Source organism: Arthrobacter sp. 01T425 (genome assembly GCF_056398725.1).
In genome coordinates this window covers 92,686-112,774 of sequence record NZ_JBFTPY010000015.1, presented here as the reverse complement: position 1 = coordinate 112,774, position 20,089 = coordinate 92,686, and the positions used below count along the sequence as shown (strand labels likewise).

Annotated in this window: 22 protein-coding genes; 8 read left to right on the top strand and 14 right to left on the bottom strand. The window is 67.8% G+C overall.

Going from position 1 to position 20,089, the window contains the following annotated elements; genetic code table 11:
• The 6 genes from AC1DNG_RS16395 to fabF form a co-directional block, all read left to right on the top strand.
• On the top strand, positions 1-1,575 hold a 1,575-nt coding region (locus AC1DNG_RS16395; RefSeq protein WP_476887796.1), incomplete at its 5' end, for a transketolase-like TK C-terminal-containing protein.
• Between the two features lie 215 nt (positions 1,576-1,790).
• The gene (locus AC1DNG_RS16390; RefSeq protein WP_018773431.1) at positions 1,791-3,035 is read left to right on the top strand and encodes a PucR family transcriptional regulator; all 1,245 of its coding nucleotides are present in this window, start codon (positions 1,791-1,793) and stop codon (positions 3,033-3,035) included.
• Between the two features lie 87 nt (positions 3,036-3,122).
• Positions 3,123-4,052, top strand: a complete 930-nt coding sequence (locus AC1DNG_RS16385) for an ACP S-malonyltransferase (RefSeq protein ID WP_476887795.1) — start codon at positions 3,123-3,125, stop codon at positions 4,050-4,052.
• On the top strand, positions 4,049-5,110 hold the full coding sequence (locus AC1DNG_RS16380) for a beta-ketoacyl-ACP synthase III (protein WP_026537071.1): 1,062 nt from the start codon (positions 4,049-4,051) through the stop codon (positions 5,108-5,110). The genes AC1DNG_RS16385 and AC1DNG_RS16380 overlap by 4 nt, the downstream gene beginning before the upstream one ends.
• A 202-nt stretch (positions 5,111-5,312) precedes the next feature.
• The gene (locus AC1DNG_RS16375; RefSeq protein ID WP_018773434.1) at positions 5,313-5,558 is read left to right on the top strand and encodes an acyl carrier protein; all 246 of its coding nucleotides are present in this window, start codon (positions 5,313-5,315) and stop codon (positions 5,556-5,558) included.
• Positions 5,559-5,735: 177 nt separating this feature from the next.
• Positions 5,736-6,971, top strand: coding sequence for a beta-ketoacyl-ACP synthase II (gene fabF / locus AC1DNG_RS16370; protein WP_028275211.1), 1,236 nt, complete (start codon positions 5,736-5,738; stop codon positions 6,969-6,971).
• A gap of 131 nt (positions 6,972-7,102) precedes the next feature.
• On the opposite strand, the gene AC1DNG_RS16365 is transcribed toward fabF, so the two are convergent.
• The 5 genes from AC1DNG_RS16365 to AC1DNG_RS16345 form a co-directional block, all read right to left on the bottom strand.
• Positions 7,103-7,606, bottom strand: coding sequence for a DUF3145 domain-containing protein (locus AC1DNG_RS16365; RefSeq protein ID WP_026266435.1), 504 nt, complete (start codon positions 7,604-7,606; stop codon positions 7,103-7,105).
• A 381-nt stretch (positions 7,607-7,987) separates the two neighbouring features.
• Positions 7,988-8,968 carry a tyrosine recombinase XerC gene (locus AC1DNG_RS16360; RefSeq protein WP_476874055.1) on the bottom strand — a complete coding sequence of 327 codons (981 nt, stop codon included), beginning with the start codon at positions 8,966-8,968 and terminating at the stop codon, positions 7,988-7,990.
• Positions 8,969-9,016: 48 nt separating this feature from the next.
• Positions 9,017-10,204, bottom strand: coding sequence for a DNA-processing protein DprA (dprA, locus tag AC1DNG_RS16355; RefSeq protein ID WP_476887794.1), 1,188 nt, complete (start codon positions 10,202-10,204; stop codon positions 9,017-9,019).
• Between the two features lie 45 nt (positions 10,205-10,249).
• On the bottom strand, positions 10,250-11,797 hold the full coding sequence (locus tag AC1DNG_RS16350; protein ID WP_476887793.1) for a YifB family Mg chelatase-like AAA ATPase: 1,548 nt from the start codon (positions 11,795-11,797) through the stop codon (positions 10,250-10,252).
• Entirely contained in the window at positions 11,798-12,154 is a 357-nt protein-coding gene (locus AC1DNG_RS16345; RefSeq protein WP_230012585.1) for a YraN family protein, read from the bottom strand.
• Positions 12,155-12,325: 171 nt separating this feature from the next.
• On the opposite strand from AC1DNG_RS16345, the gene AC1DNG_RS16340 reads away from it, so the two are divergent.
• Positions 12,326-12,748 carry an HAD domain-containing protein gene (locus AC1DNG_RS16340; RefSeq protein WP_476887792.1) on the top strand — a complete coding sequence of 141 codons (423 nt, stop codon included), beginning with the start codon at positions 12,326-12,328 and terminating at the stop codon, positions 12,746-12,748.
• 497 nt (positions 12,749-13,245) lie between these two features.
• A complete protein-coding gene (locus AC1DNG_RS16335) occupies positions 13,246-14,106 on the top strand; it encodes a transglycosylase domain-containing protein (protein WP_476887791.1) in 861 nt (286 codons plus the stop codon).
• A gap of 10 nt (positions 14,107-14,116) precedes the next feature.
• On the opposite strand, the gene AC1DNG_RS16330 is transcribed toward AC1DNG_RS16335, so the two are convergent.
• From AC1DNG_RS16330 to rpsP, 9 genes are all read right to left on the bottom strand, one after another.
• Positions 14,117-14,443 (bottom strand): DUF2469 domain-containing protein, encoded by a 327-nt coding sequence (locus tag AC1DNG_RS16330; RefSeq protein WP_018773443.1) that lies wholly within the window; start codon positions 14,441-14,443, stop codon positions 14,117-14,119.
• Between the two features lie 68 nt (positions 14,444-14,511).
• The gene (locus AC1DNG_RS16325; protein WP_223916524.1) at positions 14,512-15,177 is read right to left on the bottom strand and encodes a ribonuclease HII; all 666 of its coding nucleotides are present in this window, start codon (positions 15,175-15,177) and stop codon (positions 14,512-14,514) included.
• A gap of 10 nt (positions 15,178-15,187) precedes the next feature.
• Positions 15,188-16,225: a signal peptidase I gene (gene lepB / locus AC1DNG_RS16320; protein ID WP_476887790.1), complete on the bottom strand. Its 1,038-nt coding sequence runs from the start codon at positions 16,223-16,225 to the stop codon at positions 15,188-15,190.
• Positions 16,226-16,906 carry a signal peptidase I gene (gene lepB / locus AC1DNG_RS16315; protein ID WP_079554792.1) on the bottom strand — a complete coding sequence of 227 codons (681 nt, stop codon included), beginning with the start codon at positions 16,904-16,906 and terminating at the stop codon, positions 16,226-16,228.
• Between the two features lie 131 nt (positions 16,907-17,037).
• Positions 17,038-17,397: a 50S ribosomal protein L19 gene (rplS, locus tag AC1DNG_RS16310; RefSeq protein WP_018773447.1), complete on the bottom strand. Its 360-nt coding sequence runs from the start codon at positions 17,395-17,397 to the stop codon at positions 17,038-17,040.
• Between the two features lie 235 nt (positions 17,398-17,632).
• A complete protein-coding gene (gene trmD / locus AC1DNG_RS16305) occupies positions 17,633-18,496 on the bottom strand; it encodes a tRNA (guanosine(37)-N1)-methyltransferase TrmD (RefSeq protein ID WP_476887789.1) in 864 nt (287 codons plus the stop codon).
• The gene (gene rimM / locus AC1DNG_RS16300; RefSeq protein WP_230009935.1) at positions 18,497-19,129 is read right to left on the bottom strand and encodes a ribosome maturation factor RimM; all 633 of its coding nucleotides are present in this window, start codon (positions 19,127-19,129) and stop codon (positions 18,497-18,499) included.
• A 123-nt stretch (positions 19,130-19,252) separates the two neighbouring features.
• Positions 19,253-19,495 carry an RNA-binding protein gene (locus AC1DNG_RS16295; protein ID WP_018773450.1) on the bottom strand — a complete coding sequence of 81 codons (243 nt, stop codon included), beginning with the start codon at positions 19,493-19,495 and terminating at the stop codon, positions 19,253-19,255.
• Between the two features lies 1 nt (position 19,496).
• Positions 19,497-19,922, bottom strand: a complete 426-nt coding sequence (gene rpsP / locus AC1DNG_RS16290) for a 30S ribosomal protein S16 (protein WP_026266438.1) — start codon at positions 19,920-19,922, stop codon at positions 19,497-19,499.
• Positions 19,923-20,089: the final 167 nt, after the last annotated feature.

The following is a 20,089-nucleotide window of genomic DNA, read 5'->3' as shown; positions in this document are numbered from 1 at the left end:
GTCATCCTGGCGCACACGGTCAAGGGCTACGGCCTGGGCACCCACTTCGAGGGCCGCAACGCGACCCACCAGATGAAGAAGCTCACCCTCGCGGACCTCAAGGCCTTCCGCGACCACCTGCGCATCCCGATCACGGACGACCAGCTCGAAGCGGACCTCTACCGGCCGCCGTACTACCACCCCGGCATGGACTCCCCGGAGATCCAGTACCTGATGGACCGCCGCAAGCAACTCGGCGGCTTCGTCCCCGAGCGGCGCTCCAAGCACGCCGACGTCACCCTCCCGGACGAGAAGGTCTACGAAGTCGCCAACCGCGGCTCCGGCAAGCAGCACGCCGCCACCACCATGGCGTTCGTCCGCCTGCTCAAGGACCTCATGCGGGACAAGGAGTTCGGCAAGCGGATTGTGCCGATCATCCCCGATGAGGCACGCACCTTCGGCATGGACGCGTTCTTCCCGACGGCGAAGATCTACAACCCGAACGGCCAGAACTACCTCTCCGTGGACCGCGAGCTCGTCCTGGCGTACAAGGAGTCCATCTCCGGCCAGATCGTGCACGCCGGCATCAACGAGGCCGGTTCCGTGGCAGCCTTCACCGCCGCCGGAACGTCCTACGCCACCCACGGCGAACCGCTCATCCCGGTCTACGTCTTCTACTCGATGTTCGGCTTCCAGCGCACCGGCGATTCCTTCTGGGCGGCCGCCGACCAGATGACCCGCGGGTTCATCATCGGCGCCACGGCAGGACGCACCACGCTGACCGGCGAAGGCCTGCAGCACGCCGACGGCCACTCCCCCATACTGGCGGCAACCAACCCGGCCGTCCTCACCTACGACCCGGCATACGGCTACGAGATGGGCGTCATCATGCGTGACGGCCTCAACCGGATGTACGGCCCCGGCGAAGCCGGGAAAGAAATTGCCGACAACGATCCGTCGCGGAACGTGATGTACTACATCACTGTCTACAACGAGCCGATCATTCAGCCGCCCGCACCGGCGGAACTCGATGTCGAGGGCATCATCAAGGGCATCTACCTGCTGGCGCCGGCCAAGATTGACGGCCCGCGCACGCAGATCCTTGCCTCGGGTGTGTCGGTTCCCTGGGCCCTCGAAGCCCAGCGGGTCCTCGCCGAGGACTGGGGCGTCTCGGCGGATGTCTGGTCCGTGACCTCCTGGACCGAACTGCGCCGCGACGCCATGGCCGCCGAGGAAGACTCCTTCCTCAACCCCGGCCAGCCCGCCCGCGTCCCGTTCGTGACCCAGCAGCTCGCCGGCGCCACCGGCCCCATCGTCGCGGTCACTGACTACATGAAGGCCGTGCCGGACCAGATCCGCCAGTTCCTGCCGAACGAGTTTGCCTCGCTCGGCGCGGACGGCTTCGGCTTCTCGGACACCCGCGCCGCGGCACGCCGCTTCTTCAAGAACGACATCCACTCGGTTGTGGTCCGTTCCCTTCAGATGCTGGCCCGCCGGGGCGAAGTGGATGCCCAGGCACCTGCCCAGGCCATCGAGAAGTACCGCCTGCACAACGTGAACGCCGGCACCACCGGCAACGCGGGCGGCGACTCCTAACCGCGCCTCAGCGCAAGAGCGAACGTTCGACGGCGGCTCCCACCGAAAGGTGGGGGCCGCCGTCGGGCGTTTAACCGCCCCGCCTCCCTCCTGCCTCCCCCGGGCCTCCCTCCGGGGGCGCTCTGGACTCCCGCGGGCCGCTGTGATGCAGGACAAGGGCAGTTGTAGCCTTCGCACAAATGGAGCTTGGGCGGCCCGCCCCGTATGCTCAATGCATGGCAGAGCCGATCACCACTCCCGAAAAACGCAAGCCGAGCTCGAGGGCGATGACTCCGGAGAAAGCCGAAACCCTCAAGAAGCTCCGGGCCAGCGTGGGCCAGCTGTCGACGACGACGCTGCGCCAGTTGGAGAAGTCCCTGCCGTGGTACGGCCGGCTGAACTCGGATGAACGTTCCGCCCTGGGCATGGTGGCCCAGAACGGCATCGCGGCTTTCGTCACCTGGTACGAACGGCCAAGTTCGCCGTCGTGGATCCTCTCCGACGTCTTCGGCACCGCGCCCACCGAACTGACCCGCTCCATCAGCCTGCAGAAGGCGCTCCAGCTGATCCGGATCGTGGTGGAAGTCGTCGAGGACCAGGTCCCGGTGATCGCCCCGGAAGCGGACCAGGGGGCCCTCCGGGAGGCCGTGCTGCGCTACTCGCGGGAGGTCGCGTTCGCGGCCGCCGACGTCTATGCCCGCGCCGCGGAATCCCGCGGCTCCTGGGATACCCGGCTGGAAGCCCTGATTGTCGATGCCATCCTCCGTGGCGAAAACACCGACGCGCTGCGGTCCAGGATCGCGGCCCTGGGCTGGAAAGCACAGGAGCGCTTCACGGTCATGGTCGGGAATTCCCCGTCCGAACCAAGCGCCAGCTACGTCAGCGAACTGCGGCGCACGGCGGGGCGCTTCGCCGAGGACGCCCTTGTGGGGATCCAGGGCGACCGCCTCATCCTGATCCTGGGCGGGGTCCACGACCGGGAGACCGCGTACCTGAAACTCAGCGAGCTCTTTGCCCCCGGCCCGGTGGTCTACGGCCCGGAGGCCGGGTCCCTCCTCGAGGCCAGCGGCTCCGCCCAGTCCGCCTTTGCCGGCCTCACCGCGGCCCGCGCGTGGCCTTCCGCGCCGCGCCCGGTGGCGGCCGATGACCTGCTCCCGGAGCGGGTGATCTCCGGCGACGACGCCGCCCGCCGCTCGCTGGTCAAGAACATCTACCGCCCGCTTCTGGCCGCCTCCAACGGGCTGGTGGAGACCCTCGGCACGTACCTCGAACTGGGCCATTCACTCGAGGCCACGGCCCGGGAACTCTTCGTCCATGCCAACACAGTGCGCTACCGGCTCAAGCGCGTCTGCGACGTCACCGGCTGGGATCCGCTGCTGCCGCGGGAGGCGTTCGTGCTCCAGACCGCCCTCGTCGTGGGCCGGCTTTCTGCCCCGCCGAAGGCCCCCACGGAGCGGCAACCTCCCCGCAACGGCTCCTGAACCGTTGTAGACTTCCTACAAACTGACCCAGTGAGCTTGGTGCATGAAAACACGAATGTTCACGCGGTAATTTGGAAAGCTGGTTACGTGCTTGCAATCGTTTGCCCTGGACAGGGCTCCCAGACCCCTGGTTTTCTGGCCCCTTGGCTGGAACTGCCACCCGTCGCAGGCCTCCTGGCCTCCCTCAGCGAAATAGCAGGCATCGACCTCACCGCCCACGGCACCACCTCCGATGAGGAGACGATCAAGGACACCGCAGTCGCGCAGCCGCTGATCGTTGCTGCGGGCCTGGTGACGGCGAAGTCGCTGTTCGACGTCGAACTCGGCACGCTTCCCGTCATCCTTGCCGGCCACTCCGTCGGCGAAATCACCGCGGCTTCCCTCGCCGGTGTCCTGTCGGAATCCGAAGCCATGATGTTTGTCCGCGAACGCGCCAACAGCATGGCAGCCGCTGCCGCCGCCACCCCGACCGGCATGAGTGCCGTCGTGGGCGGCGACCCCGCGGAGGTCCTGGCAGCCATTGCTGCCGCCGGGGCCACGGCCGCCAACGTCAACGGGGCCGGCCAGACCGTCGCCGCAGGCACCCTGGAGCAGCTGAAGGCCCTGGCGGAGAACCCGCCGGCCAAGGCCCGGGTTATTCCGCTGAAGGTCGCGGGCGCGTTCCACACCTCGCATATGGCCCCCGCGGGCGCGGCCCTGCAGGCCCTGCGTCCGTCGCTGCACCCGAAGGACCCGCAGGTGCCGTTGCTGTCCAACTTCGACGGCGCGGAAGTCACCGACGGCGCCGCCGCCGTCGACAGCCTGATCGCCCAGGTCTCCCGGCCGGTCCGCTGGGACCAGTGCATGGAGACGATGGTGCAGCGCGGGGTGACCGGCGTGATCGAGCTGGCTCCCGCCGGAACACTGGCGGGCCTGGCCAAGCGCGGCATGCCCGGCGTCAAGACAGTCACCGTCAAGACCCCGGACGATCTTTCCGCGGCCCTGGCCCTATTTGCAGAACTGGAGGGAGGGGCATGAGCGTTCCCACTCTGAAGCAGGCACCGGTGCAGGCCAACACCCGCATCATGGGTATCGGGGCTTACCGGCCCAGCGTGATCGTGACCAACGAGGACGTGTGCCAGTGGATCGACTCCTCGGATGAGTGGATCCGCCAGCGCACGGGCATCATCACCCGGCACCGCGCGCCCGCCGATGTCAGCGTGATTGACATGGCCGAGGGCGCCGCACGTGAAGCACTGCAGAAGGCCGGCATCGAGGCCTCCCAGCTCGGCGCCGTGATTGTTTCCACGGTCACCCACCCGTATGCGACCCCGTCCGCCGCAGCGAGCCTCGCCGACCGCCTCGGCGCGACGCCGGCCCCGGCCTTCGACATCTCCGCGGCATGCGCCGGCTACTGCTACGGCATCGCCCAGGGCGACGCCCTGGTGCGTTCCGGCGCGGCCTCCTACGTCCTGGTGGTCGGTGCCGAGAAGCTCTCCGACGTCATCGACAACACGGAACGGACCATCTCCTTCCTGCTTGGCGACGGCGCGGGCGCAGTCGTGATCGGCCCCTCTGACACGCCCGGCATCGGCCCCTCGGTGTGGGGTTCGGACGGCAGCAAGTGGGATGCCATCGGCATGACCCACTCCATGCTGGACATCCGCGAGCTCGCCCTGACCGGCAAGCACGGCGCCGCCGTCAGCGATGAGGAAGCGGCCGTGACCGACGCTTCCCTGTGGCCGACCCTGCGCCAGGACGGCCAGACTGTCTTCCGCTGGGCCGTGTGGGAGATGGCCAAGGTGGCCCAGCAGGCCCTGGACGCAGCCGGCATCCGGTCCGAGGACCTCGCTGCGTTCATCCCGCACCAGGCCAACATGCGCATCATCGACGAGATGGCCAAGAAGCTGCAGCTGCCCGAGACCGTCAAGATCGCCCGCGACATCGCCGACGCCGGAAATACGTCGGCGGCGTCCATCCCCCTGGCCACCCACCGCCTGCTTGAGGAAAACCCCGAGCTCAGCGGCGGGCTGGCGCTGCAGATCGGCTTCGGAGCCGGTCTGGTCTTCGGCGCCCAGGTGGTCGTGCTTCCTTAGGCAGCCACCGCTTTTCCGAACTAAATACGTTCCACCCGTTTCACCCTTGCACCGCATGTCCTTCAATTTCAGGGCCAGCCCCGCATGCTGTGCTCGCAAGCATTCCCGCACCAAGCCGAACCCTCGGTTTGAATCATTTCCGCCCTTAGGCTGCCGGCATTCCACCGGCAGCCGAGGGCAACAACCAGAAAAGGAGCCATCAATGGCTAGCAACGAAGAAATCCTGGCCGGCCTGGCTGAAATCGTCAACGAAGAGACCGGCCTGGCCACGGAGGCTGTCGAAATGGACAAGTCCTTCACCGAGGATCTGGACATCGACTCCATCTCGATGATGACGATCGTGGTCAACGCCGAAGAGAAGTTCGGCGTCCGCATCCCGGACGAAGAGGTCAAGAACCTCAAGACCGTCGGCGACGCCGTCAGCTTCATCGCCAACGCCCAGGCCTAGTCTGGCATCCGCCGGTATCGGCGGACCCCGGTGTCCGGTCCGGGCGCTGCAGCAGCGCCCGGACCGGACCACCAGCACCGCCACGAAATGCACCACCCGAAAGTTTTCCCCTCGCAGGCCCCGGCCATCCCGTTCGCGGTTCCGGATACGGCAGGCGCACCGACAGAGAGTGATCCCATGGCACGCAAAGTAGTCATTACCGGTCTGGGTGCCACCACACCCATCGGCGGCGATGTCCCCACGATGTGGAAGAACGCGCTCAAGGGCGTCTCCGGCGCGCACACGCTTGAGGACGACTGGGTGGCCAAGTACGAGCTGCCCGTCCACTTCGCCGCACGCGCCTCCACCCCTGCCCTGGACGTCCTGACCCGGGTCGAGGCCAAGCGCATGGACCCGTCCACCCAGTTCGCCGTGGTCGCATCCCGTGAGGCGTGGGCCGACTCCGGCATCACTGAAATCGACCACGACCGTCTGGCGGTGGCCTTCGCGACCGGCATCGGCGGCGTCTGGACCCTCCTGGATGCCTGGGACACCCTGCGCGAAAAGGGTCCCCGCCGCGTCCTGCCCATGACCGTGCCCATGCTGATGCCCAACGGCCCGGCCGCCGCGGTAAGCCTGGACCTGGGTGCCCGCGCCGGCGCCCACACCCCCGTTTCCGCCTGCGCGTCCGGCACCGAGGCCGTGCACGTGGGTCTGGACCTCATCCGCGCCGGCAAGGCCGACGTCGTCGTGTGCGGCGGCGCCGAAGCCGCCATTCACCCGATGCCGATCGCCGCCTTTGCCTCCATGCAGGCCCTCTCACGCCGCAACGACGATCCCGAGCACGCCTCACGCCCCTACGACCGTGACCGCGACGGCTTCGTCATGGGCGAGGGCGCCGGCGCCCTGGTGCTCGAGGCCGAGGAACACGCCCTGGCCCGCGGCGCCCGGATCTACGCCGAACTGGCGGGCACCTCGGTCACCGCCGACGCCTACCACATCACCGCCCCGGACCCCCAGGGCCTGGGCGCCACCCGCGCGCTGAAGGCTGCGATGTTCGATGGCCGCATCCAGCCCGAAGACATCGTCCACGTCAACGCGCACGCCACCTCCACCCCGGTCGGCGACAAGCCCGAGTACGCGGCCCTCAAGGCCGCCCTGGGCAAGCACGTGGACTCCGTAGCGGTCTCGGCCACCAAGTCCCAGATGGGGCACCTGCTCGGCGCCTCCGGTGCCGTGGAGGCCGTGCTGACCGTCATGGCCATCTACGACCGCAAGGCGCCGGTGACCATCAACCTCGAGAACCAGGATCCGGAAATCCCGCTCGACGTCGTCACGACCGCCCGCGACCTGCCGGCCGGCAGCATCGCCGCGCTGAGCAACTCGTTCGGTTTCGGCGGCCACAACGCCGTGATCGCGGTACGCAGCGTCTAGCTGCACGACCAGCAGCACGCCCGCAGCACGCCGGGACGGCAGATGGCGGCAATGTTCTTCGTGAACATTGCCGCCATCTGCCTTTTGGCGCCTAGCTATGGAATTGCTGCGGTGGTGCGCCCGGTGAGGCCCTAGCCGACCTGGTGGAGCCAGCGCACGGGGGCGCCTTCGGCGGCGTGCCGGAACGGCTCGAGTTCCTCGTCCCAGGCCTCGCCCAGGGCGAGCGAGAGCTCGTGGTAGACGGCCGAGGGGTCGCCGGCGCCGGATTCGTAGGCGTAACGGATGCGGTCCTCGGACACCATGATGTTGCCGTGGACGTCAGTGGTGGCGTGGAAGATCCCGAGCTCCGGGGTGTGCGACCAGCGGCCGCCGTCCACCCCCTGGCTCGGCTCCTCAGTGACTTCATAGCGCAGGTGCGCCCAGCCTCGCAGAGCCGACGCCAATTGAGCCCCCGTGCCCGGCGTTCCGGTCCACGACAGCTCGGCCCGGAACATTCCGGGCGCGGCAGGCTGAGCGGTCCACTCCAGGTCCGTCCGCTTGTCCACGACAGACCCTATGGCCCACTCGACGTGGGGGCACAAGGCAGTCGGGGCCGAGTGAACGAACAACACACCTCGGGTCAGTGCAACAGACATTCCATCCTCCATAGCTGTAGGTACGTCTTCCCCAACGACCTGTGCCTGGATGTCTGTCTGTTGCGCGGATCCGAATTTATGCCGGCGGTCCCTGCCAGACTACTAATATACAACCGGGTTCAAAGCTGGGACGTGGTGCATTCCAGCTTCAAGTTCAACTTGAAACTTCCCGGGCGTGAGTTTTATTCTGCCCTACCCCTCCTAATTACGCCAGTGCGATTCGGCGCGTCTTTTCCGGCGCGCCGTGCATGCTTCGGCAGTCCCGCAGGTGGACCCTGGTCCGCTTGGCGCCGGGCAGGTATGCGGGCCGAATCCGGTGTAGGAATCCGGGCCGAATTGTGTGCCTTTTCCGGCCGGCCGGACGCGCCGGACCGGCGATCCTCAGGCCCGGGGGTGCGCCTGCTGGTAGCTCTGCCGGAGCCTCTCGACGGACACGTGGGTGTAGATCTGGGTGGTGGCAAGGCTGCTGTGCCCCAGGATTTCCTGCACGGCGCGCAGATCCGCCCCGCCGTCGAGCAGGTGGGTCGCTGCGGAGTGCCGCAGGGCGTGCGGCCCGGTGGCGGCGGTGTCTCCCAGCCGTTCCAGCATCTCCTTGACCACGCTGCGGATCTGGCGCTGGTCCACTCTTCCGCCGCGCGCGCCCAGGAAGAGCGCCGGGCCGCTGGTCCCGGTAGCGAGGGCCGGCCGGCCGCGGCGGAGCCAGTCGTCGACGGCGAGCGCCGCCGGCAGCCCATAGGGCACCGTGCGTTCCTTGTTGCCCTTGCCAAGCACCCGGAGGGTCCTGCGGTCCGGGTCGAGGTCGTCGACGTCCATGCCGGCCAGCTCGCCAACCCGGACACCGGTGGCGTAGAGCAGCTCCACCATGGCACGGTTACGCAAGGCCAGCGGTTCCCCCTCGGCCGAGGCGGATTCGGCGTCGTCCACGAGCCGCCGGACCTGTTGCTGGTGCAAGACGCCGGGCAGGGACTTCTCCCGCTTTGGCGCCTTGAGCCGCAGGGCGGGGTCGGCTTCGATCAGCTCCTCACGGACAGCCCAGGCGGTGAAGGCTCTGGCGGTGGCGGCGCGGCGGGCCAGGGTGGCGCGGGACTTCCCGGACTCGCTCTGGGCACCAAGCCAGCGCCGCAGGGTCCCGAGCTCCAGCCCGGCAAGGTCGTGGACGCCCTCGGTTGCGGCGTGCGCGAGCAGGCTTTCGACATCGGAGAGATAGGCCCGCACGGTATGGGCGGACCGGCCCCGCTCCGCTTCCAGGTAGCGGCCGAAGCGTGCGGCGACGAGCCGGATACCGCCGTCGAGCGCGGCGGGCGAGGCAGCGGGGGGATCCTGTGTAGACACCCTCTTACTCTGGCAGTATTCCCCCGGCATTCAAGGAGCCGGTCGGCGAGCCGCTTCTTCCCGGTGAAGCAACCCATCTCAGTCCGCCTTCCCTGAGCGTTTCCAGCCGCCGTGCCGGGATTCGGCCAGCCCCAGCAGCCCGAGCCGGCCAAGACCCGCGCGGACCGAGTCCGGGCTCAGCCCGGCCACCGCGGCCAACTTCTCAACCGAGGTGGTGGTCCGCAGCGGCAGGGCATCGAGCAGGATCAGGTCCTCCAGGGTCAGGCCATCGTGGGCCTCGGACCGGCCTGCCTTGTCCGGGGGCATCGCCTCGCCGCTCGGGGAGGCGAGCTCGGCGATCTCCCCGGCATCCGTGACGCATACCGCGCCGCCCTCACGGAGAAGCCGGTGGCAGCCGGCGGAGTTGGCGCTGTGGATGGATCCGGGCACGGCGCCTACGGCCCTGCCCAGGCTTTCGGCATGGTGGGCCGTGTTGAGGGCGCCGGAGCGCCACCGGGCCTCGACCACGACCGTGACGGAGGCCAACGCCGCAATGAGCCGGTTCCGCTGCAGGAACCGGTAGCGGGTGGGAGCGGACCCGGGCGGAACCTCGGCCAGGACCGCGCCGCGGTTCGCCACGGTCCGCAGCAGGTCCTCATTGCCGGCGGGGTAGAAGCGGTCCACTCCCCCGGCCATGACGGCAATGGTGGGCACGCCGCCCGCGCTTCCGGCCAGGGCCGCCCTGTGGGCGTGGGCATCAATCCCGTAGGCCCCGCCGGAGACGATCGTGAAGCCGCGCTGGGCCAGCGAGTAGGCGAGGTCGCCCGTTACCGATGCCCCGTAGCTGGTGCTGTCCCGGGAGCCCACGAGGGCTACGGACCGGGCCGCCGGTGGCAGCTCCTGTTCCACGCCGCGCCACCACAGGCACAGGGGCTCCTGCAGTCCGAGGTCCGCCAGCTGCCGCGGCCACAAGTCATCCGTGGGAATGATGAGGCGTCCGCCGAGCCGGTGCATGGTGGCCAGGTCCCGCTCCGGCGCGAGGTCGGGCACGCGCGGGGCCCAACGCTTCAGCGCCTCGCTGAGCCCGGACCAGCCGCTGCCGCACCCGCCGTCCGCCAGGATTCCAGTGATCTCCTGTTCGAGCCCGGGACCCGCGGCCAGCGCGCCGCTGGCAATCCGCAGGGCGTCCTGCGCCCCCACTGCCTGGACCAGTGCCAGGGCCGCCGCGTCCTGCGGCTCGAACAGGCGGGCCAGGGCGGCGCGGGCTGTTCGGTCGTCATCAATCATGGTGGTTCCTTTCGCACGGCTGGGGTGGGCTTCGTGCCGGCAGGCTCAGGGTGAGACCGCGGCGGCCTGCCGGAGGCCCAGCGCCTGCCCGACGTCGTCTGCGTCCGGGACGTCGTGCCGGGACAGGTCCGCAAGGGTCCATGCGAGGCGCAGTACGCGGTCGTAGCCGCGGGCGGTCAGCACTCCGCGCTCCAGTGCGTAGTCCAGGATGCGGGTGGTGGGGGCATCGAGCCGCAGGGACCCGCGCAGCAGCCGCCCCGGCACCTGCGCGTTGGTTTCCATCCCGAATGGCAGCAACCGGTCCAGCTGGCGGGTCCGGGCCGCCCGGACCCTTTCCGCGATGCTGGCCGTTCCTTCCTCGGCCGCAGGTTGGCCGAAGCCGGCGAGCGAGACCCGCTCGACTTCGAGCTGGATGTCGACCCTGTCCAGCAGTGGCCCTGACATCCGGGCCTGGTACCGGCGGCGCATGATGGGCGTGCAGATGCAGTCCACTCCTTTGCCCGTTGCCTTGCCGCAGGGACAGGGGTTGGCTGCAAGGACCAGCTGGAATCGCGCGGGATAGGCCGCGGACCCGGCCGAGCGGTGGATGACCAGCTCTCCGCTTTCCAGCGGCTGCCGCAGGGCGTCCAGGACGCCGCGGTCGTATTCCGGGGCCTCGTCCAGGAAGAGCACCCCGCGGTGCGCGCGGGATGCCGCCCCGGGCCGCGGCAGCCCGGACCCGCCACCGATGATGGCAACCGCCGTCGCGGTGTGGTGCGGGTTCTCGTAGGGCGGGCGGCGCAGCAGCTGCACGGAGCCCGACGGCAGCGAACACAGGGAGTGGATGGCGGTCACCTCCATGGCCTCGGTGTCGCCCAGGTCCGGCAGCAGCCCGGGCAGCCGCTCCGCGAGCATGGTCTTCCCGGCACCAGGCGGTCCGGTCAGCAGCAGGTGGTGGGCACCGGCGGCGGCCACTTCCAATGCACGCCGCGCCGCCGCCTGGCCGGAGACATCGCACATGTCCGGCGCCAGGGCGGGACCGGTGCCGGGTTCGGGGTGGCCGGAGTCCTCGGTCTCGGGTTGGAAGTCGAGAGCGAGGTCCTGCGGGTCCGCGCCGCAGTCGAACGCGAGCCGGGCCAGTGTGGCGTAGCCCCGGACCTGCGCGCCGGGGACCAGTTCGGCCTCCGCCACGTTGGCCCGGGCCACGACGACCTCCGGGTAGCCGGCCCGGACCGCGGCCATCACGGCCGGAAGGATACCGCGCACTGGCCGCAACCGGCCGTCCAGGCCGAGCTCGGCGATGAAGACCGTGCGGCCCGTGGGCCTGATGTCGTTCGCCGCCAGCAGCACGGCCATCGCGATGGCGAGGTCGAAGCCCGAACCGCGTTTGGGCAGGGATGCCGGAATGAGGTTGGCCGTGATCTTCCGGCGGCTCAGCGGGATCCCCGAATTCTGCGCCGCCGAGCGGATCCGTTCCTTGGCCTCGTTCAGTGAGGCGTCCGGCAGGCCCAGGATCACGAACGCCGGCAGGGTCTGGCCAATGTCGGCTTCGACCTCCACGATGTAGCCGTTGAGGCCCACGAGGGCGACAGAATAGGTCCGGCCCAGGGCCATCTACCCCACCCCTTTGAGGTGCTCGAGGGCGGGCTCACCGATGCCGTCGTCGACCACCGCGATCACGTCCACGCGGCACAGCGGCATCCACAGCCCCTGGGCACGGCACCACGCCGCTGCCAGCCGGTGGAGCCTGGCCAGCTTGTCCGCGCCGACAGCCTCAAACGGATGCCCGAAGGCCAGGGATTTCCGGGTTTTCACCTCGGCGATGACCAGCGCGTCGCCGTCGAGCGCGACAATGTCGATCTCACCCTCCGGGCAGCGCCAGTTCCGCTCCACGATCCTCATGCCGTGGGCCTGCAGGAAATCCGCAGCGAGGTCCTCCCCGCGCCGGCCCAGCACATCCTTAGCTCTCATGCCTCCAGCGTGCAGCGCCGCCACTTACGACGACAGGACCCACCTCGGCTATGTGGAAAACGTCGCCGGGCTACAAGAGCACAAGCCTGATGAGAAGAGTGTCCGCAGCCCCTTCAGCACTGCTGATCGCATAATCAAGGCAGAACGAAAGAACCGCAGGAGGAACAAGGAATGAAGGTACTTTTCCTCGACATTGACGGTGTCGTCAACCGCGTTGGTACGAGACAGAGCTTTCGCGGCTTCATGGGCATCGATCCTTTCCTGGCGTCCAAGGTCTGCAAGATCATCTTCGACACGGACGCAGCCGTTGTTCTAACGTCCACATGGCGGCATATCCAAGGCGGCCGTGAAGAAGTCGACAGACACGTTTGCAAGACCTTTGACGTTACTCCGACAGCGGACACAGGTTTTCGTGGCGAGGAAGTGAAGATGTGGCTGGACCGGCATCCGGAAGTTGCGCGGTATGCAATCGTCGACGATGACACTGACTTCTATGCCGATCAGCCCCTGTTCAAAACGAGCTGGCAAACGGGAATCTCCGACGAGGTTGCGCAGCAGGTAACCGAATTTCTCAACAGTGGAGATAACCCATGAGTGCACATCTACCAACGTTGGGACATTTCGCCGCGACGCCTGCCGACGGCCCCGGATCTGGGCGGATCCCGGGCGGCCACTTCCGGCGATCAGATCCGTGGCGGCATTGACAGGACGTGTTGATGCGATTGTCAGGCAACGAAACGTAGCCAATGCCCGCACGGCCCACCTAGGCTTTTCCCAACCCCCTCGAATTCCGCGGGGCGTCCGTAGTCTCTCCTGAGGATCGGCCGAAGGATCGGCGTATGGAATATCGAGCGGCCCAGCCGCTGGGAACGCAGCAGCTTACGGAACAGGGTCCGCCCGGCGGGCAGGCGGGCCCCAGCTGGCCCCCACCAGCGCGGCCCGAGACCGAGACCGCACCGCGGCTTGCGCCAGGATCCGGGCCCGCACCAGCGCGGCCTGAGCCCGAGACCGGGCCCGCGCCAGTGCGGTCAGAGCCAGGCCCCGCTCCAGAGCCCGAGCCGGCGGATCCGGCGGGAAAACGCACGCACCGGGTGCGGCGGTTCCTCGCCAGGGTCTTCAAGTTCGCTCTCGCCATGGTGGTCATCACGGAGCTGGCCGCCGTCTCCTTCATCTGGTTCGCTCCCCCGCGCACTGCCTACATGCTGCAGACCGGCGGCCCGATCGCCTACCAGTACGTGTCCCTGAACCACATCAGCCGCTATGTCATCGCCGCGGCCGTCGCCCACGAGGACCAACAGCTGGGAACGCGTGTTGGCGCGTTCTCCGTCGATGAGTTCCGGGACAGGGCCGTCGCCTACCTGCAGGGCAAGGATGACCCGAGCGGTTCCACGGTCCCGCAGCAGCTGGTCAAGAACATCTTCCTGTGGCCTGATGCGAATGCCCTGAGGAAGGGGCTGGAGGCCGGGCTTGCGACCGAGTTCAGCCTCACCCTGACCACGCAACGGATCATGGAGCTGTATCTGAACTATGCGCAGTTCGGCCCGAAGCTGTACGGCATCTGCGCGGCGAGCTGGTACTACTTCGACGAACCCCCGTGGAACATGTCCGAGTATCAGGCCGCGCAATTGATGGGGGTCCTGCCACTGCCCACACTCGTCACCCGGGCGGCGGGAGGCGGCATCTATCTGGGCCCGGGGGTCCACCCCAAAGTGTGGGACTACGTCAACGGTGCGGCCAACGTGTGGGTCCCTAAGCAGATCGAGGGGCTCGGCGGATGGAAGGCGGCCGTCGCAACCATTGGCATCGGCGACACGGCGTCCGACCACGCGGCCGAGCGGGGATCCGCGAACACGGATGGCTGCGGTTCGTATCCGGAGAGTGTGCTGGACCTGCTGCGGCAGCAGGGCATTGCCCTGGACCGCAACGGAAACCCTGCGCCACTCAGGGGCTAGGAAACGATGGTCAGTTGCCCAGGTCCTCGACCTTGGGCAGGGCGAGTTCCTCGCTGCGGGGCAGTTCCTCGACGTTGACGTCCTTGAACGTGATGACGCGGACGCTCTTGACGAACCGGGCGGAGCGGTAGACATCCCACACCCAGGCGTCCTGCAGGGTCAGGTCGAAGTAGACCTCGCCGTCGGCGCTGCGGGCCTGCAGGTCAACATGGTTGGCAAGATAGAAACGCCGCTCGGTCTCGACCACATAGCTGAACAGCCCGACGACGTCGCGGTATTCGCGGTAGAGCTGTAGCTCCATGTCGGTCTCATAGTTTTCAAGGTCCTCGGCACTCATGGTTCCATCTTGCACCATCCGACGCCGGCCGCGCGCCACCGGCCGTCGTGCCCGAGCGGCCAGAACAGCTAGAGCAGCTGCCAGCTGACCCGGTGGTACGGCGTGGGACCGGAGGTCCGCAGCGCCTCCTTGTGCGCTGCGGTGCCGTAGCCCTTGTTCACGTCCCAGCCGTAGGCCGGGTACTGGGTGTGCAGCCCGCACATCATCGCATCGCGCTCGACCTTGGCGATGATGCTGGCCGCGGCGACGCTGAGGCACTGCATGTCGGCTTTGACCAGTGTGTGCACCGGGGCATCGCAACCGGGTTCGGCGGGGGCATCGTCAAACAAGGACGGCTGCAGATCCGGCGAGAGCCAGTTGTGGCTGCCGTCCAGCAGGACAACCTCGGGCCTGACGCCGGCGGCGAGCACGGCAAACCAGGCCCGGTTCCCGGCAAGACGGAGCGCCGCGATGATCCCGAGTTCGTCGATCTCGTTCGCGGACGCATGCCCCACGGCGGAGGCGACACTCCAGTCCCGGACCAGCGGCACCAGACGCTCCCGGTCCGCGACCTTGAGCAGCTTGCTGTCCCGGACATCGGCCAGGAGCTTCTGTTGCTGCAGGTCGACGACGGCGATCCCCACGCTGACGGGACCGGCCAGGGCGCCGCGGCCGACCTCGTCGATGCCCGCGAGGAGCCGTGCGCCGGAGCTGCGGAAGCGGCGTTCGTAGTCGAGGGTGGGGGCTGCTGACATGACGGGCGGATTACTTTCCGGACGGGGCGGGGACGCTGCGGAAGACGTCCGGGTAGTTGTCCAGGGCCGACATCCTGTTCAGCGGCCAAGCGATGACGGCGGCCTTGCCTTCAATGTCGGATTCGTTGACGAAGCCGCCGTTGGTGTCCATATGGGCGCGCGAATCCGCGGAGTGGTTGCGGTTGTCGCCCATGACCCAGACCTTGCCCGCGGGCACGACGACGTCAAAGTCGCGGACCTGGGGAATCTCTGCGGCATTGATGTATTTCTCGTCCAGCGGCGCGCCATTGACGGTGAGCTGTCCGCCGGCGTCGCAACAGACCACGTGGTCGCCGGGGAGCCCGATGACGCGCTTGACCAGGTGCTGTTCGGAGTTGTCCGGCAGCAGACCGACGAACGTCAGCCCGTCCTGCACCCAGGTGAACGGGCCCTTCGTCTTCGCGGCTGCGGGGGCAAGCCAGCCCTGGCTGTCCCGGAACACCACCACGTCCCCGCGCTGGAGCGCCATGGGCTCGGGCACGAGCAGGTTCACGAAGATGCGGTCGTTCACATCGAGGGTGTTGACCATGGATTCGGACGGGATGTAAAAGGCCCGGAACAGGAAGGTCTTGATCAGGAAGGACAGCACGATCGCCACGACGACCACCGTGGCAACCTCCTTGAGCCACAGGAAGAGCGGGCTGTGGCCTTCACGGGCCTTGGCCTTCCTGGCCCGGCGGGAGGTCGGATCGGCGTGGGCGGGGCCGTCGGCCCGCTCCCTCCCGGTCGGCTCAGGCGTGGTCGGCCCAGCCGCGGTCGGCCCAGCCGCGGTCGGCCCAGCCCCGGTCGGCCCAGCCCCGGTAGGGGCAGTCTCGATACGGGCAGCCTGGATACGATGAGCGCGCTGCGCACCGGCGCTGTCGTCCTGCGACGCAGGAGCCGACGCCGGAGCAGGAGCCGGCGCACCAGCCGGTGGATCCGCCGGCTCATCCGCGGGAATCGCCGAGGCGGTAACCCGGGGTCGGTCCTGGCCCTGCGGATCAGGAGTGCGCGGTTCGGTCTCGGGCATCTACTGTCCGTTCGTCGTCGTCGTTGTCGCAGCCGGTTCGGGCCGCGCTACTGCTGCAAATCTATCAAGCGGCCAGATGATCTGTACCGGCCTGCCAATGACGCGTTCCAGCGGCACCATGCCCCCGCCAGGGGCGCCCAGGAGGCTCCGGGAGTCGGCGGACATCGAGCGGTGGTCCCCCATGAGCCAGAGCCGCCCGGCAGGCACCTGGACGGCGAACTTCACATCGCTCGGGGTGTCCCCCGGATACACATACGGTTCCGCAACTTGCTGGCCGTTGACTGTGAGCCGGCCGCCGGCGTCGCAGCAGACCACACGGTCGCCGGGCAGTCCGATGACGCGCTTGACATACGTGGTGTCGCTGCCCGCAAGGCCAAGCCAGCGTCCGGCTTCGGCGAGGGCATCCACCACGGGGCCGTTGCCGCTGTTGAGCGGGGCAAAGGAGCCGCGGCCGTCAAAGACGACGACGTCGCCCCGGCCCAAGGGCTCAGCTTGGAAGCCGGTCCGCGCCACCACGATCCGGTCCCCCGTGTGCAGGAGCGGCTCCATGGAGGCGGACGGGATGAAGAAGATGTCCACCCACAGGGAGCGGACCACGGCGCTGATGGCCACGGCGAGCACCAGGGCGAGCAACGCAAAACGCCAGCCCGGTTTCCTGGGCTGGCGTTTTGGCTGTTCCATGTTCCGTATCCCCTGGCGCTGTCGTGAACTAATGTGCGCTGTTGCGGATAGCTCCGGCGCCGCACTAGCTGACGCACCGGATACGGTCCGTGGATCCGCGGTGGAAGCCTGTCGTGGAAGACGAAAAAGGCTTACTTGGCGGTCTGGAAGTCGCGCTTTTCCTTGATCTTCGCGGCCTTACCACGCAGGTTGCGCATGTAATAAAGCTTGGCGCGGCGCACGTCACCCTTGGAGACGAGCTCGACCTTGTCGATGATCGGGGAGTGCACCGGGAAGGTACGCTCTACGCCGACACCGAAGGAGACCTTGCGGACGGTGAAGGTTTCGCGGACGCCATCGCCCTGGCGGCCAAGGACGAAGCCCTGGAAGACCTGGACGCGGGAGTTCTTGCCTTCGATGATGTTCACGTGAACCTTGATGGTGTCACCCGCGCGGAACTCGGGAACATCGGTGCGCAGCGAGGCTGCATCTACGGAATCGAGGATATGCATTGATCCACTCCTGGTGAACGCCACAGGTCACTCACGTTGGGTTACGGCGGTCAGGGCCGGTGGCATGCGCCGCCCGGAAATTTCCGCCGAAAGTTTGTCAATCCGGCCCTGTCAGGAGTAGGCGGGGCCGGGGTGCCGGGCTGTTGGTAGCGCTCCCCCTGTGGCAGGTTCGCAACCCAGCAGGCACAAGGACTAATTTTGCCACATTTTGTGCGGGTTAGCCCAATCCCGGCGGTTAGGCGTCGGGACGGCGCAGCAGGCGGCCGTCGACGACGTCGTACCCCAGGTCGGAGAAGGCCGTACGGTCCGCGCGCGGCAGCTTGCCGGCGTCGAACTCCACGAGGAGGTCGGGACGGCGTTCGGCGGTGCGCCGGTACTGCTCGTGCCGGCGCCACTGGGCGATCTTTCCGTGGTTGCCGCTCAGCAGCACGGCCGGGACGTCGCGGTCCCGCCAGCTGGAGGGCTTGGTGTAGACGGGGTATTCAAGGAGGCCGTCGGAGTGGGACTCTTCGACGAGGGACTCGGGGTTGCCGACGACCCCGGGCAGCAGCCGGCCGATGGCCTCAACCATGGCCAGCACGGCGACCTCGCCGCCGTTGAGGACGTAGTCCCCCAGGCTCATCGGGCGCACCGTGAAGTGCTCCGCGGCCCATTCCAGGACCCGTTCATCGATGCCCTCGTAGCGCCCGCAGGCGAAGACCAGTTGGTCTTCCTCGGCCAGTTCGTGCGCGGTGGCCTGGGTGAAGCGCTCCCCCGCCGGCGACGGGACGATCAGGACAGGCTTGGCGGCATCTTCCGGGCCGGCAGACTCTGGGGTGCCGGGGGTGCCGGCATCGTCAGGTGCGCCGGCGTCCCTTGCGCCCCCGGACCGCCCGGCGGCCACGGCGGTGAGGGCCTGAGCCCAGGGTTCGGGCTTCATGACCATGCCGGCGCCGCCGCCGTAGGGGGTGTCATCGACCGTGCGGTGCCGGTCGGTGGTGAAGTCCCGCAGGTCATGGACCTTGAGGTCCAGCAGGCCGTCCTGGCGGGCCTTGCCGATCAGCGACAGCTCCAGCGGGGCCAGGTACTCCGGAAAGATGCTGACGACGTCGATTCTCATCTACGCGATGCCCTGCTCTTCGGAGTTCCGGGCCGCGGCACCCTCGGCTTTCGGAGCCTGGGCTGCGGGGTTTTGGGCCTCGAGGTTTGGGGCCTCGGGGTTTTGGGCCTCGGGCGCCTCGTCCGTGTTGACTTCGAACAGTCCGGGCGGCGGGGTGACGAGGACGTACTTTTCACCCACGTTGACCTCGGGCACAATCTGTTCGACGAACGGGATCAGGACTTCCTTGCCCTCATCGGTGGTGACCACCAGCAGGTCCTGGACCGGCAGGGTGTGCAGTCCGGAGACCTTGCCGACCACGTCGCCGCCCACCCGGACCTCCAGGCCAACGAGCTCGTGCTCGTACCAGCCCTCGTCGTCGTCCTCGGCGCCGATGTCTTCGGTTTCGATGAACAGCTTGGCGCCGCGCAGGGTCTCGGCCTCGTTGCGGGTCTCGATCTCATCGAAGGCCAGCAACAGGATGTCCTTGTTCCAGCGGGCGCTGATTACCGTCAGCGGCCCGGCCGAGGCGGGTTCCACGATGAACTGCGTGCCGGGGACAAAACGGTCGCCGGGCGCGTCCGTGAGCACCTGGACGGTCACTTCGCCACGGATGCCGTGGGGCTTGCCGATTCGTGCCACCTGGAGCTGCATCTGTTCCTCTGTTCGGGGTTGGTGATTCTGTATTCTCTGGTGCGGAATTACGGGAAAACAGTCCGGCCCCTCCACCATTATCTGGTGAAGGGGCCGGACTTAAGACAAGTAGTGCTGAACGCGCTACCGGCGGCGGTCGGTATCGACGACGTCGACCCTGACCGGCTCGCCGTCCGCCAGCGCCGCAACCACAGTGCGCAGTGCGCGTGCGGTCCGGCCCTGCCGGCCGATCACCCGTCCGAGGTCGTCCTGATGAACGCGCACCTCGAGGGTTTCCCCGCGGCGGTTGTTCTTCGCACTGACCTTGACGTCCTCGGGGCTGTCAACAATCCCGCGGACCAGGTGTTCGAGCGCTTCTGCCAGCAATTTACTCAGCCTCGGTGGTCTCTGCTTCGGCGGCGTCGGCGGGAGCCTCGGCAGCTTCGTCCTTCTTGGCCTTCTTGGTGATGGCTTCCGGGATGATCACGGAACCCTTTTCCGGGGTAACGAAGGCAGCCTTGGGAGCCTTGGTCTTCAAGGTTCCCTCCTGGCCCGGGAGACCCTTGAACTTCTGCCAGTCACCGGTGATCTTCAGGATTGCGGCGACCTGCTCGGACGGCTGTGCGCCGACGCCGAGCCAGTACTGGGCACGGTCCGTGTCGACCTCGATGTACGAGGGCTCTTCGGTCGGGTGGTACTTGCCGATCTCTTCGATAGCACGGCCATCACGCTTGGAGCGTGAGTCCATGACGACGATGCGGTAGTACGGTGCGCGCATCTTACCGAAGCGCTTAAGGCGAATCTTTACGGCCACTTTTGTGGTCACTCCTGTTTCTGAAACGGGGTCGAGCCCGGCGTTCTGCACCCGTGGGGCGGGCCGTACTTGGGGGTTCTAAAGGACAAGATCCAGACGCGGAGAGAGGGGCCACGCAGATCGAGTACCTGTTCATTGTGCCAGATCACCGGCAGGATTTCGACTTG